Origin of the sequence: Microvirga sp. 3-52 (assembly GCF_018383585.1) — a bacterium.
Taxonomy (GTDB): domain Bacteria; phylum Pseudomonadota; class Alphaproteobacteria; order Rhizobiales; family Beijerinckiaceae; genus Microvirga.
Genome location: NZ_JAHAMK010000032.1, coordinates 1 through 13,249, shown reverse-complemented (window position 1 = coordinate 13,249; position 13,249 = coordinate 1). Strand labels below are relative to the sequence as shown.

Genomic DNA, 13,249 nt, shown 5'->3' with positions numbered 1-13,249 from the left:
TGGGCCGTGCGTTACCCTGAACAAGAGCCACGTGGGAGATGTCACATTAACTGAGTATAGCTGTTGGGCTGCCCGATGAGGCCAGCTTTTGCCCAGCTCAAGTCCTTGCTTTTCCTCGCCGCGAGATTTTCCCTTGACGAGCAAACGGCAGTCTTCGCGGTTAGTGTGATATTTCCTGATCCGTCAGCTGTTCCCGTGACAGTGCCGTCCCTGAATCGAAAGGTATACTGAGTTGAAAGGGCTCAAGATTTCACCGCCCCGTGGGTCAACCCAGAGATGATCTGGCGCTGAAGCAGGAAGAACACCGTGATAATGGGCAGTGACGACAGCACCGCGGCTGCCATGATCTTCCCGTATTCCGGGGACTGTTCGCTGTTGAGCCCGGCAATGCCGACCGGAAGCGTGAACATGTCCTCTGAGCGCATCATCACGAGCGGCCAGATGAAGGAGTTCCAGGACGCGATGAAGATCAGGATGCCGACGACACCAAGCGCCGGACGGGCAAGCGGAAGCATGATGCTCCAGAACAGGCGTATCTCGCTGCACCCGTCGATGCGCGCTGCCTGGAGCAACTCGTCGGGCAGGGTCGAGAAATACTGCCTCATCATGAACAGGCCGAAGGCATTGGCCGCGAACGGAAGGATCAGCACAGGGTAGGTATTGATCAGTCCGAGTTTCGCCATCCATCCGAAGAGGGGAATGACCGTGGTGAAGGGCGGAATCGACATCGAGGCGATCACGGTCCAGAAAAGCACCGTCTGGCCGTAGAACTTGTACTTCGCGAATGCAAAGCCCGCCATGGAGCACACTGCCATACCGAGGGCCATGGCGCCCACCGACACGAGAACACTGTTGAGAAGCCAGCGCAGGAACGACGTCTCGGTAAGAAGATGGACGTAGTTCTGGAAAACCCATGTACGGGGCAGGAAGCCGGGTGACATGATGTCCCCGCGCTCCTTGAACGAGGACATGATGGCCCAGACGAACGGCGAGATCACCACCGCAAGCAGGCAGGAGACGCCAATCAAGGCTACCCATTGCCAGAGCGGAGAAGGGGCATCGTTCGTCGTGACGTTGTCGGATTGGCTCATTGTTGCTCCCGTCCGATCGTCAATCGCTGAACTACCGATATGATCAGGATGATGAGTGTGAGGATGTAGGAAGCCGCTGCGGCCTGGCCCAGTTGAAGAAACTGGAAACCCTGCTGGTAGAGATACATCGCGACCGTCAGTGTGGCATCGGCCGGGCCGCCTTGTGTCAGGATCATTGGTTCATCGAACATCTCGAGGGCCGAGATCGTCGATATGACAACGCAAACCAACATCACCGGACGGATCACCGGCAACGTGACATAGCGGAAGATCTGCCATCCGTTTGCACCGTCGATCCGCGCAGCTTCGCGCAGATCGGACGGTACCGTCTGGAGCCCGGCCAGATAGATGATGGTGTAGTAGCCCATGGTCCGCCAGACCCGCATGATGATGATGGCCCAGACGGCCAGATCATCGTCGACGAGCCACGACGGCGTCCTGATGCCCACAACGGCACCCAACTTCGAGATGAGTCCGACGTCGCCGGCATAGACCATCTGGAAGATGACGGCGCTCACCACCATGCTGATGGTCATGGGAAAGAAGAAGGCAGTGCGAAAGAACTGACGGAAGCGGAGCCAACTCGCGTTGAGGAGCAATGCCAGCGCCAGCGCGAGGGCGTTGGCGAGAGTCACGTAAAGAAAGGTGAAAAGCAGCGTGTTGGAAACCGCTGTGTGAAAGCGCGGGTCGTTCCACAGGACCTGGTAATTCTGCAACCCGATGAAAGTCGGTGGCGTGATCCCCCTCCACGCCGTGAACGAATAGCCGAACGAGGCCGCGATCGGCCCGATCCAAAAAGATCCGAACAGCACGAAGAACGGCAGAATGAACAGGTAGGGCGTGATCCGCTCGGCGAGCAAACGTCTCTCGGCCGACGCCCTTTTCAGGGAGCCGGCCTTCCCAAGTATGGAGGATGGACTGGTCAAGGGTCGATCTCTCAGCCGGTGAAAGCGGCCATCTCGGCCTCGAAATCCGCCCAGGCCTGCTCGGGCGTACGATCGCCCTTGAACATGAGGTCGAGTTGCCGTCCCATGGCGACCTGCACGCGGGGCCAATCCGGGATGAGATTGAAATATTTCGTCTCACGGGGCTTCAGCGAAGCCTCGTACATGGACTGCCCGAGATACGACTGCGTCTCTAGCATGCGCGGATCCTTCTGCGCGAGCAGATTGGTCGGATAGCCATAGCTGCTCTGCCAGAGCCCGACCTGCGCGTCTACGTTGGTGCCGAGGAAGGTCGCCCATTTGACGGTCGCATCGATGTTCTTGCCGGACTTTGGAATCGCCAGGACGCTGCCGCCCCAGGTTCCAGTCGTCGCGGGGGCGTCCTTGGACCATTTCGGCCATGGCATGACGCCCCATTTCCCCTTGTTCTCCGGCGACTCGCTCTCAATGCGCTCTAGGCCCCAATTGCCGGAGTGAAGAGCGGCGAGCTTTCCTGTCTTCATGGCCACGAAATACTCGGGCGAGTTGTGGCGCACGAGCAATGCGATGTCGTGCTTCTTCACCAGATCGAAGTAGAACCGAAGAACGTCGGCCGCGGCCTTGTTGTTTCGGATGGTCTTGCCCTTCTCGTCGAAATACTGGACGCCCGCGGATTCCATGTACCCGTCGAGCGGACCGTTGCCGGCCACTCCGCCTGAGACCTGATGCATGTAGACGTTGCTGTCCATCGCGCGCACTTTTTTGCCGGCCTCGATCCATTCCGGCCAGGTGTCGATTGGTGCGGTGAGCCCCGCCTTCTCGAAAATGTCGCGTCGGTAGAACATCACGGCGCTGTTGTTGATATAGGGAACGCCGTAGGCCTTGCCTTCATAGTGGAGGCGGGCCCAGAGGCGGGGTTCGTACTGGCTCTCAAGACCGGCAAGACTCTTGGTGACGTCGAGCAGGCCGCCTGTTTGCGGGTACGTCGGAAACCGCTTTTCGATGATGAGCGCGACATCCGGCGCTCCCACGCCAGTCGTGAGCGCGATCAGCATCTTGTCCTGGATCTCCTGCGGATTGAGGTTGATGATATCGACTTCGATGTCTGGATGCTGCTGCTGGAACTTCGGGTACACGGCCTTGGCACCCCGGACGTGCTCGCTCCAGGCCCAATAGGTGATCTTGGTCGGGGCTGCCTGTGCGGACGGGATCTTCAGGGATGAGGTGGCCAGGGCGGTCGCACCTGCAACCTGTAGGAACCTGCGCCTGTTGACTGGAAAGTCCATCGGTTTCCTCCTTCGGTTATTGTTGTATCTCCCGGCCCTACCACCACAGCGAGCCGGGCCGGGAACGGGCGGGCTGTGGTTGCGGGGAATACTTCTCCATCGCGTCCAGATTGAAATCGAGCCCGAGGCCAGGGCCTTCCGGCAGCAGGAAGTGTCCGTCCCGCAACTCGATCGGTCTGCTTGAGGCGGCGTCCCTGACGTGCCGCTGATCCTCCATCTGCTCCAGGATCAGGAAGTTCGGAATGCTGGCCACGAGATGCATGGTAGCGGCGCAGGCGATGGCGCCGCCGGAATTGTGCGGGGCGATGGGAATGCAGTAGGTTTCGGCAAATGAGGCGATCCGCCTGACCTCCGTGATCCCGCCGGCATGCATGAGATCCGGCTGGGCGATCCGGCACCCGCCCTGCTCGAACAATTCGCGGAACTCCTGCCGAATGAGCAACCGTTCGCCGGTGGCGATCGGCGTCCTGATCTGTTGCTGCAACTGCGCCATGACCTTCGCGTTCTCGAAGGGGACCGGCTCCTCGAACCAGCCGGGACGGCTTCCGATCAGTGCGTCCTCGAGGCGACACAGAGTGCGGGGGGACAGGAACTCGCTGCACTCGACGAAGATCTCGCAGTCATCGCCTGCGCCCTCACGCGCGGCCGCCATGATGTCGGCAGCCAGGGCGAATTCGGAGGCCTCGTTGGCCCGGAGCCCCTCAAAGGTGAAAGGCATGAACTTGAACGCCGAAAAGCCGCGCTTCCTGACCTCGCGCGCCCCCTCGAAGGCCTTTTCCGGGGTGCGGACTCCCGAAAGCCAGTGGCTGGCATAGGCCTTGATCGATTTACGCTGCGCGCCGCCCAGCAGGCGATACACGGGAACCCCGAGCCGTTTCCCTTCAATGTCCCATAAGGCAATGTCGATGGCCGCCAGCGCGGTCATGAACGTGGAACCACCCCGCCAACGCCAGGAATTGTAGATCCGGTGCCAGTGGTTTTCCGGACCCGCCGGATCGAGCCCTATAAGACCTCGTCCCATCTCTTGGATCGTCGCATCGACCCCATCCATGGCTCCATGAAGGGAGCCCTCGCCCCAGCCGACGATGCCCTCGTCGGTGGAGATCCGGACGACCAGCCAGTTGCACCAGTCGACCCAGTGGCGAAACGTTTCCACCTTCGTGATCTTCATCATTCATCTCTTTTGAAACGTTTCAAAAGATACTAGATAGAATAGAGGGGATGTGCAAGTACTACTTAAGCAATACAAGTCCGGGGCTATGGAGTGCCCATGCCGAGAGATGCCAAGAGATGAAAAATGGATCGGTGCCGACGATCAAGGACGTGGCGCTTCGAGCGGGGGTTTCGGTGGGAACGGCATCCCATGTCCTCAACAACACAGCCGTCGTCAGCAAAGCCCGACATGACCTAGTGGTCAAAGCAGCCGCCGAACTCAACTACCGGCCAAACCAGCTTGCGAGAAGCTTGCGGCAAAGCAAGACGAATGTCGTTGGACTGTGCATTCCGATGATTTCGAGTGCTTACTTCGCGTCGCTGATCGAAGCGCTCGATGAGCTTTCCATATCCCAGGGACACCAGGTCATGCAGGTGCTCAGTGGCGGGAGCCCCCAGCAGGAACTTGACCGGGTCGAATCGCTCATCAGCCGCCGCGTCGACGGGATCGTTCTGATGCCCACCACGGATCCGACGCGTACTCTCGACCTTATCGCCAGACACCACGTTCCGGCTGTGATCGTTGACCGCATCCAGCATGAGGAACGCTTCGACCTCGTATTGCTCGATCATCAGCGTGCCATGCGCGAGGTGGTGGAGCATTTACGCCTCCTCGGGCATGAGCGTTTGTTATTCGTGGTTCGCAATCCAAACCTTATCACAACGCGCCTGCGGATCGACACGCTTCGTTCGATGGTCACCGAGTCCGCCGGCCGCCTGACCGCACAGGTGATCGGTACCCCGAACGAGGCCCAAGATCTGCAAGACCAGCTCAAAGGCCTTCTGTGGCGTGATGATGCTCCCACGGCCATCATCACGAGCAACAGCATCAATACCCTATGGGTGCTTCGGTACCTGCAAAGCTGGAACATCCGGATTCCGCACGATGTCTCTCTCGTCGCCTTCGACGAACTGCCCTGGGGCGAGCTTGTTTCCCCGCCATTGACCGTCGTTAGGCAGCCGACCGCGGACGTTGCTGCGACCGCATGGCAGCTACTGATGGAGCGGATGGAAACCCCGACCGCACCGAAAAGGCGAGAAATGCTGCAAAACCATCTCGTGGTGCGGGCCTCAACCTCGCCACCGATCTCCAGCAGGTGACGCATGTGAGAGACCGTGTTGCACGGATCGGATTGTGCACGCATTGATGGACCTCGGGCCTGGCTTCAGGTGATACGGATGGACTTCGGGCATCCAAGCTCGAGCATGCGGTTCAAAGCGCTGACGGCAATGGCGACCTCTGTCGCACGACGCCGATCGGTCTGCGAGCGCAGCGCATCCCCGATCACTCGTTTGAAGCGGCTGATGGCGGTTCCACCAAAGTGCGGCGCGTGTACCCGGACCGCTTCTGCCAGCCCACACGTCCATGCTCAGCGATGCTGTGGAGATGCCGATCGCGCTGGGTCGGAGTGCTCTCGGCCATGTCGCTCGGTACCGCCGTTGATCCAGGTGGAACGATCACGTGAGCCTCAGGATGACGTTCGGCTACGTTACCGTAGATGCCCTCCTGATCGTAAGCTCCATCGCCTGTAAATGAGGCGAGTGGACCTGAGATCTGGTCGAGCAAAGGCTCAACCTGCGAGCCATCATCGACGTCGCTCGTGGTCAATTCGGATGCAAGGATCTGCCCGGTGTGAGCATCGACACCGATGTGCAGCTTGCGCCAGGATCGGTGTCTGCGGGTTCCGTGCTTCTCGACCAGCCACTCGCCGGGTCCACACAGCCGCAACCCGGAGCTGTCGACCACCAGATGCACTGGCCCGGCACGTGAGATTGGTCTTGGCACCTCGAGGGTCTCGGCGCGACGGCTGAGGGTGGAATGATCCGGTACCACCAGATCGAGACCGAGGAGCCTCAGAATTGAGCCGATTAACCCTTCGGTTTGGCGTAGCGCCAGTCGGAACACCGCCCGGAGCGTCAGAGCTGTTCTGATCGCCAGGGCTGAGTAATGCGGCTGACCGCCTCGTGTGGAGCGGGGTTCGGCCCGCCAGGCGGCAATGGCTTCCTCAGAGAACCAGACTGTGAGGCTTCCGCGCTGGCGCCAGGCCGCGTCATACTCCGCCCAGTTCGTCACCCGGTGCCGCTGCTTGGGGATGCGGTGACGGCGAGCGGCAATGGTCTTGAACGGCACGGTCGAATCCGAGATCTGGAAAGCACCGTCCTTCTATGCGTTCCAGTCTCGGCAGCCAAATCGCCTATCCGTGCAACACGGCGGTGCGTCGTGGTCAGCCGCGACAGATCAAGTCCAAGCGTTCTCGCGACAAACCAGGTTTGATCCCCCTAAGGCATTCCAACAGTCAAGTAGATCGCACCGGCTATGCCGGCCAGTCCTACAACCAGACAAAGCAACCGAAGCCCCGTCGATGGTTCCCGTCGGACCCACTGATGCTCATCGACATGCAGAAGATCATCCTCGTCCTCAGTGCGCATAGGTAATCTCATGGTTCTGCGGAAGTGCGAGTGGTTTTGACCGTCGACGCGCGACTTAGTAACTTCCGCATGCAATCTGTTCGAGGCCAGGGCGGTCGCGGACTGTGATGGCGCCTCTGCCCTGATAGATCAACCCCGCCGACCGAAGCCCATACGTGACGAGGCTGATCGTTGACCGTTGCACTCCCAACATGCGGGACAAATGCTCCTGCGTGGGTCCTACCTATGGCAACTGCGAGCATAGGTAGACGGCAATGATCGCAGCCGAGGTGGCCGAGGCGGTCAGACAAACATCAACGACGGCTCGTGGCCGATGCTGCAATATTCGATTCAACATCTATACCTCAGACGGGGTTATGATGCTCAATATGAAATCAAGTCGGAGTAGCAAGAAAGACCTTAGCCTACGTCCTGAGAGGAGACATGGCCTATGCCTCGCTACTACTTTAATCTTTATCAGGGATCTCAACTCATATCGGAAGATGATTCTGGTTATGACTGCACCAGTGACGAAGATGCCCGGCAGTTCGCACGAATGAGCCACGGGCTTGTCGCTCTTGACCCAGTCTTGTCCAGTCCCTCACGGAGCTATCGCTTTGTGGTCTTGAACGAGGACAGACAGAGCATCTTCACCATGCCCATATCGCAAAGAGTCTCCTCGACCGCCGCTTAATCGGGTGTCTCACTTCTTTCCTGAGGCTGAGACGGCACTGGGGCCTGCGAGGTAGACGATAACGTGCGAGGATGTGGTCGCGCAGTGTCTTATGGATGAGCAGGCGCGGTCGGTTATGGCGACGGATGAGGCAACCCGTCAGTGGAGCTCCCTTGGACGTCAAAGCGAAGCAGAATCTCCCTCAGGCCAGTCTCGGAAACGAGGCTGGCCGCCTTCCTGGAGCTGAACCACTTCGTCTCCCGCTCCCCCTGCTCAAGCCAGTGGTCCCTCTGATGGTCAACATAAAGCGGAAAGACCTCAACGACACACTGAACTTCACGTCCATGCCCAAGCCGCTTGTTGTACGAAATGGATCCTATGGCTTCAGCATGGACATCTCCGACTAAGCCCGCCTCCTCGAGCGCCTCCCGGGCAGCGCTCTCGTGCGGATCAAGTCCTCGGATCGGCCAGCCTTTCGGGATCATCCAGCGCTTGCGCCCGCGTGTGGTCACGAGCATGATCTTCAAAGACCCATCGCGGCTCCGGCGAAACGGCAGAGCTCCGTACTGCACGTAGCAGCCCCTCACCTGCTTGGGATCCTGTCGGAAGTAAATTAGCCAGCTCACTGCAATTCGCTGCTCCGCTTCTTGTGGAACTACCCTGTTGAGCTTGCGTTCCGACTTCCAGTGAGCGGAGGCTTCAAGGCCCTATGAACAAGGGATCCAACACTCCTCAGGAAGTCGAACTCAAGCTGGAGCTGGAACCCGAAGCGCTGGACCAAGTGCTGGCGCATCCACTCTTTGACGCACAGTCTCGTACCAACCCTGTTACACAGACCCTTCAATCCACCTACTTCGATACACCGGATCAAGCGCTGCGACAGGCTGGGATTTCGCTCCGGATCCGGCGCAACGGCCACCAGCGCATCCAAACTATCAAGGCCTCTCGCTCACCTGACAGCGTGGCCTTGACCCGCAGCGAGTGGGAGCATGAGGTGGCAGGCGACAGGCCGGATTACACCCTTGCGGCGGAGACGGCTCTCAAGCCCCTTCTGAAACATCAGGAAGCCATCCGACCTGCTTTCAGCGTGACTGCGGAGCGAACACTCCACATCCTGTCATACGGCAAATCGACCATCGAGGTGGCGGCAGATCGTGCCACGGTCGAGGCTAAGGAGCGGACGCTCAGGTTCGGCGAGCTTGAGCTTGAGCTGAAGAAGGGTCATCCGGCGGACCTCTTTGACTTGGCCCAGACACTCTCGCAGCAAACACCGCTGCGCCTAAGCTTCACAACCAAGGCCGAACGGGGCTATGAAGTGAGTTCGGATGAGGCACCCCGGCGGATAAAAGCTGATCCTGTTCTCCTCAGGCGCCGGATGACGAGCGCGCAGGCCTTTCAGGTCATTGGCGCGTCTTGCCTGCGGCACCTGATGGCCAATGAGGCGATTGTCAGGGCCACACCAGAGGGTGACGCCGTTCACCAGATGCGGGTGGCGCTGCGCCGGCTTCGAGCTGCCATCACCCTGTTCAAAACCGTGGTCGAAGACGAGCAGCGGGATCAGGTGAAGGCCGAGCTCAAATGGATGGCCAACCTCCTCGGAGAGGCCAGAGATCTGGACGTCTATATCACAAAGGTTCTCGAGCCTGCCGGAGACCAGCACAAGGACGATCAGGGCTATCAGCAGCTACTTGCTGGTTATCAGGACCGGCGCAACCGAGCTTACCAGACGGTGCAGGAGACGATTGTCTCGTCTCGCTTTGTCAATGGAGTCCTCAACACGGCAGCCTGGATCCAGGCTGGAGGCTGGGTGGTCGATCAGAGCAAGCCCGCCCGTCAGCGCCGCAAACAGCCTGTTGTGGAGCTCGCAGAGCGGGAAATCGGCCGGCGCTGGAAGCGCGTGCTCAAGCGCGGCAGAAACCTGGCCGACCTTGATCCGGAAGAGCGCCATCAGGTGCGCATCGAGATCAAGAAGCTGCGCTACGCTGGCGAGTTCTTCGACAACCTGTTCAAAGGCGGTGGTGCGAAAAAGCGGAAGCGGGCAGCGCTGAAGACCCTTGAGGCGCTTCAAGAGACGCTGGGCGAGCTCAACGACATTGCGGTCGGGTCCGAGATGCACACCTCGGACGTGGCTGAGGCGCTTCACCAGGAGCAACTGACCCGTGTGGACGACCTTCTTGCCGCGGCACAGGCGCAGTACCAGGACCTGGCGGCGGTAGAACCATTCTGGAACAGTTAGGTGCCCGAGGATGACAACGTCATCGACATGCTGGCGGCATCCTGTAGGATACGGGCGAGCTCGGTGACCCTGTGGGGCCAATGCATTGGCCGAGACGCCGTCTCGAAAGACGCTCAGGCCAAACCTGGCAACCCGCTTTGCTGAACTCGCACGAGATGCGTTCGTGAATTCGAGCGTCCACCAAAGGCCTGAGCAGACATAACCCTGGGGGATTCGTGCTTACCATCGATGCTCTCACGGCCAGTGCCCTTGGTGACCACCTGGCTACAGACTTCCAGGGCATGTTTGGATCATCCGAGACCCGCCTCGCAGAGGTTCTTCGTACCAATGCTCGCCTGGCCATTGAGTGCATCGCGAACTCGGATGCGCTCTACCACAACTACGAACATACGGTGCTTGTGACGCTCGCCGGCCGGGACATTCTACGTGGCCGCAGCTTGCGGGAGGCCGTTTCTCCGTCTGATTGGGTGCACTTCTTGGTGGCCTGCCTTATGCACGACATCGGCTATGTTCGTGGGCTCCTTGCCGGGGATACCGAAGGGGCTTACATCGTTGACGAGACGGGGCAGACGGTAGAACTGCCCCGGGGCGCCTCCGATGCGGCCCTGACCCAGTACCACGTGGATCGCTCCAAGCTGTTCGTCCGATCCCGCTTTGAAGATTGCGACCAACTCGACGCAGAGCGCCTGGCTCGCATGATCGAGTTTACGCGCTTTCCGGCACCGGAGGGCCGCAACGACCGTGAGCTGGATGCTGAAACTGGGCTTGTGCGGGCAGCCGACCTGATCGGGCAGCTGGGTGATCCGCTTTACTTACGCAAGGCCAACAGGCTTTACCACGAGTTCGCAGAAGCTGGAATCAACGAGCGGCTTGGTTACACCTCCCCGGCCGATGTTGTCGACCGTTACCCGACCTTTTTCTGGGCGAGCGTGTCAGCGCAGATCGCCCCTGCAGTCCGGCATCTCAAGGTGACGGCCGAGGGGCGGCGATGGCTGGCGCAACTGCACGCCAATGTCTTTCGGGCCGAGCACAGCGAGGATCTGAATGAACATGAGAGATAACACCTCTCCCATGCTGTCATAAGGCTACCAATCGCTGTATGCTCTAAAACGACCCTCTTGCCACCGGGTAGCGTCAAGTCGCCCCATGTTTCCTCGTACCCGTCGATAAAGAAACTCCCCTGATCCAGCCCCTCCTGTGGGTCCTGGCTGAACTTGGGATGCCTTATTCGATCAGCACGTCAGCCTGCACCAGCAGCGCTGGCGGCACCGTGATCCCAAGGCTCGTCGCCGTCTTCAAATTGATCGCGAAGGTGAAGCGGGTTGGATTCTCAAACGGTAGCTCGGCCGGATTTGCACCCCTAAGTATATGGCCCACCAACGCCGCCCCACGCTCAGCGCTTCCGCCCTGATCCGGTCCGTACGACATCAATCCGCCATCCCGCACAAGAGACTCGAACTCGTAGATGGCAGGCAGCCGGTGAGCAGCGGAGAACTCGAACACCCGGCGCCGGTTCAGAAGGGTGAGAGAGTCACTCACCATGAGGATGCTATCGGGCATATGGCGGATCATGGCGGCAAAGGCTGCAGCGAAGTCGTTCGGCTCGCGGACACCGAGGGCCTGTACGCTCAGATTGAGCGCCTTTGCCGCTTGTTCGGACTCCCGGACCCGGAGGGACATGCCGAGATCGTCGGCATTCCACAGCATCGCCACCTGCTTCAGCGTCGGCGTCAGTTCTTTCAGAAGCTCCAGGCGTTTCGGCGAGAGCTGGACGGATACGTCCGATATGCCGGTGATAGTGCCTCCGGGCCGGGCGAGGCTCTCGATCAGGCCTGTGGCAACGGGATCGCCCGTTCCGCCGAGAACCACCGTCGGAACGGTGCCAATCTGCTTGGCCGCGAGGGCAGGCGGAAAGCCCTGCACGACCAGCACGTCGATCCTGCTCGCGATGAGATCCTGAATCAACGCGGGTATGCGCTCGAGATGCCCCTCGGCCGCTCGGGTCTCGATGATCAGATTGCGCCCGAGCACATAGCCATGCTGGGCGAGGCCGCGGACCAGCGCTGGACCGTAGACGCTCTCAGTCATCGGTGTGCCTGGACTGAGCGTGCCGACGCGAAACACCTTCGAGGATGTTTGTCCCCTTGCTCCTGAAGTCCCAATCGTGAGGGGGAGCGTGCCTAAGCAGCGGAGAAAGTCGCGGCGCTTCATGTAAACCTCCCAAGGAGGCAAGCGATATATCGAGCGCACTCGCGCGGTCATTCAACCATGAAACAGTGCCTGCGCCTACCAGTACTAACATGAGATGAAGTTCGCGGCGTGTTGCGGGACACCGACAGAGTGCTGTAGGCACCGTTGCAACAATGCACCGTAGTGGGCGGGCCGGTACCACTGTGGCGCGATGCTTCAATCTCGCCTGTTGTTACGGTGGCTTTATGCCAGAGCAGTTCTTCCGCAAGACCATGGTGAGGGGAAGGCATTTACCCTTACCCAAAGTCAGATACTCTAACAGAGGCTGCGGAATGGATGTTCGGATGTGAGCTAGTTTGGCAGCATGCCCGCTCGACCCGGAAGCTTACGCGGCCTCCTCAAGCACCTTTCGGACGGCGGCAAGCGGCAGGCCAAAGTGCTTAGCGACTTGTGCCGGCGCCACCCCCGCCAGAAGAGCGGCCCGCACCGCCTTGCGTTGCCCCTCCGGTTCCGTCGCAAACCGTTTGTTTCAGAGTTTCAGCTATTGCTCTCTCGGTTCAGCGACGGAGGATGGTATGTTCAAGGGCGGGCATTTTGATCGATCGGTAATCCTGCTCTGTATCCGCTGGTATCTCGCGTACAATCTGAGCCTGCGAAACCTGGAGGAGATGATGGCCGAGCGCGGCATCTCGGTTGATCATGCCACGATCCACAGGTGGGTTATCCATTACTCACCCGAACTGCTAGAGCGCTTCAATTCACGCAAGCGTGCCGTCACTGGCAAGTGGCACATCGACGAGACATACATCAAGGTCTGCGGGCATTGGCGGTATCTTTACCGCGCGATCGACAGCAATGGCGACACGGTCGAATTCTGGTTCAGTGAGAAGCGCAATCTGACAGCCGCCAAACGGTTCCTGTGCAAAGCACTCAAGCGGCATGGCCGACCTGAGCGAATCGTGATTGACGGCAGCCAAACCAATCGTGAGGCAATCCTGTCCTGTGATAGTACAGACCGGCTTCAGGATAGGTCACGCCGGAAACTCAAGCCGATCTGGATCCGGCAAAGTGCCTATCTCACGGATGTATTTGACGGATGTATTTGACAAGGCGTTTTCGAGCTCCATAGGTGCATTTTTCTTATCGTCAGCTGGTTTTGAGGCAGGCGCTGTCCCCGTATTGAACGGCCGGACCTGGGTTTGATCGCGTCATCGCGTGACGAGAGGCTC

The 13,249-nt window shown here is 59.6% G+C and carries 10 protein-coding genes and 3 pseudogenes; 5 read left to right on the top strand and 8 right to left on the bottom strand.

All coding sequences use genetic code 11. From position 1 onward, the window contains the following. Positions 1-242 precede the first annotated feature (242 nt). The 4 genes from KHP60_RS19805 to KHP60_RS19790 all read right to left on the bottom strand — a co-directional run bounded on the left by KHP60_RS19805 (position 243) and on the right by KHP60_RS19790 (position 4,471). Positions 243-1,091, bottom strand: a complete 849-nt coding sequence (locus tag KHP60_RS19805; protein ID WP_213566033.1) for a carbohydrate ABC transporter permease — start codon at positions 1,089-1,091, stop codon at positions 243-245. Then, positions 1,088-1,951: a carbohydrate ABC transporter permease gene (locus tag KHP60_RS19800; protein ID WP_213566032.1), complete on the bottom strand. Its 864-nt coding sequence runs from the start codon at positions 1,949-1,951 to the stop codon at positions 1,088-1,090. The genes KHP60_RS19805 and KHP60_RS19800 overlap by 4 nt, the downstream gene beginning before the upstream one ends. Before the next feature lie 77 nt (positions 1,952-2,028). Beyond that, entirely contained in the window at positions 2,029-3,300 is a 1,272-nt protein-coding gene (locus tag KHP60_RS19795) for an ABC transporter substrate-binding protein (protein ID WP_213566031.1), read from the bottom strand. Positions 3,301-3,337: 37 nt separating this feature from the next. Then, positions 3,338-4,471 (bottom strand): mandelate racemase/muconate lactonizing enzyme family protein, encoded by a 1,134-nt coding sequence (locus tag KHP60_RS19790; protein WP_213566030.1) that lies wholly within the window; start codon positions 4,469-4,471, stop codon positions 3,338-3,340. Between the two features lie 119 nt (positions 4,472-4,590). Between KHP60_RS19790 and KHP60_RS19785 the strand changes: the two genes are divergently transcribed. Beyond that, entirely contained in the window at positions 4,591-5,613 is a 1,023-nt protein-coding gene (locus KHP60_RS19785; protein WP_213566029.1) for a LacI family DNA-binding transcriptional regulator, read from the top strand. A 65-nt stretch (positions 5,614-5,678) separates the two neighbouring features. Here the strand turns inward: KHP60_RS19785 and KHP60_RS19780 are convergent. Together KHP60_RS19780 and KHP60_RS19775 are read right to left on the bottom strand one after the other, a co-directional pair. Continuing rightward, a pseudogene (locus KHP60_RS19780) lies at positions 5,679-6,643 on the bottom strand (IS5 family transposase). Positions 6,644-6,997: 354 nt separating this feature from the next. Continuing rightward, positions 6,998-7,147 (bottom strand): annotated as a pseudogene (locus KHP60_RS19775) (helix-turn-helix domain-containing protein); the annotation flags it as partial. Between the two features lie 225 nt (positions 7,148-7,372). Between KHP60_RS19775 and KHP60_RS25895 the strand changes: the two are divergent. Further along, positions 7,373-7,615: a DUF6894 family protein gene (locus KHP60_RS25895; RefSeq protein ID WP_409366304.1), complete on the top strand. Its 243-nt coding sequence runs from the start codon at positions 7,373-7,375 to the stop codon at positions 7,613-7,615. Between the two features lie 113 nt (positions 7,616-7,728). Here KHP60_RS25895 and KHP60_RS19770 read toward each other — a convergent pair whose 3' ends face one another. Beyond that, positions 7,729-8,112 carry an NUDIX hydrolase gene (locus tag KHP60_RS19770; RefSeq protein WP_213566092.1) on the bottom strand — a complete coding sequence of 128 codons (384 nt, stop codon included), beginning with the start codon at positions 8,110-8,112 and terminating at the stop codon, positions 7,729-7,731. 191 nt (positions 8,113-8,303) lie between these two features. On the opposite strand from KHP60_RS19770, the gene KHP60_RS19765 reads away from it, so the two are divergent. Both KHP60_RS19765 and KHP60_RS19760 read left to right on the top strand, forming a co-directional pair. Beyond that, complete coding sequence (locus tag KHP60_RS19765) at positions 8,304-9,830, top strand: CYTH and CHAD domain-containing protein (protein WP_213566027.1); 1,527 nt, start codon at positions 8,304-8,306, stop codon at positions 9,828-9,830. Positions 9,831-10,045: 215 nt separating this feature from the next. Beyond that, positions 10,046-10,891: a metal-dependent phosphohydrolase gene (locus tag KHP60_RS19760; protein WP_213566026.1), complete on the top strand. Its 846-nt coding sequence runs from the start codon at positions 10,046-10,048 to the stop codon at positions 10,889-10,891. A 163-nt stretch (positions 10,892-11,054) separates the two neighbouring features. Here the strand turns inward: KHP60_RS19760 and KHP60_RS19755 are convergent, their stop codons facing one another. Further along, complete coding sequence (locus KHP60_RS19755) at positions 11,055-11,918, bottom strand: ABC transporter substrate-binding protein (RefSeq protein WP_213566025.1); 864 nt, start codon at positions 11,916-11,918, stop codon at positions 11,055-11,057. Between the two features lie 677 nt (positions 11,919-12,595). Between KHP60_RS19755 and KHP60_RS19750 the strand changes: the two are divergent. Further along, positions 12,596-13,105: pseudogene (locus tag KHP60_RS19750) on the top strand (IS6 family transposase); the annotation flags it as partial. Positions 13,106-13,249 lie beyond the last annotated feature (144 nt).

What these genes read in the sequence shown, in the direction of transcription:
- KHP60_RS19805 (WP_213566033.1), bottom strand. Translation starts at nt 1,091, where the DNA reads ATGAGCCAATCCGACAACGTCACGACGAACGATGCCCCTTCTCCGCTC.
- KHP60_RS19795 (WP_213566031.1), bottom strand. Translation starts at nt 3,300, where the DNA reads ATGGACTTTCCAGTCAACAGGCGCAGGTTCCTACAGGTTGCAGGTGCG.
- KHP60_RS19790 (WP_213566030.1), bottom strand. Translation starts at nt 4,471, where the DNA reads ATGAAGATCACGAAGGTGGAAACGTTTCGCCACTGGGTCGACTGGTGC.
- KHP60_RS19785 (WP_213566029.1), top strand. Translation starts at nt 4,591, where the DNA reads ATGAAAAATGGATCGGTGCCGACGATCAAGGACGTGGCGCTTCGAGCG.
- KHP60_RS25895 (WP_409366304.1), top strand. Translation starts at nt 7,373, where the DNA reads ATGCCTCGCTACTACTTTAATCTTTATCAGGGATCTCAACTCATATCG.
- KHP60_RS19770 (WP_213566092.1), bottom strand. Translation starts at nt 8,112, where the DNA reads ATGCTCGTGACCACACGCGGGCGCAAGCGCTGGATGATCCCGAAAGGC.
- KHP60_RS19765 (WP_213566027.1), top strand. Translation starts at nt 8,304, where the DNA reads ATGAACAAGGGATCCAACACTCCTCAGGAAGTCGAACTCAAGCTGGAG.
- KHP60_RS19755 (WP_213566025.1), bottom strand. Translation starts at nt 11,918, where the DNA reads ATGACTGAGAGCGTCTACGGTCCAGCGCTGGTCCGCGGCCTCGCCCAG.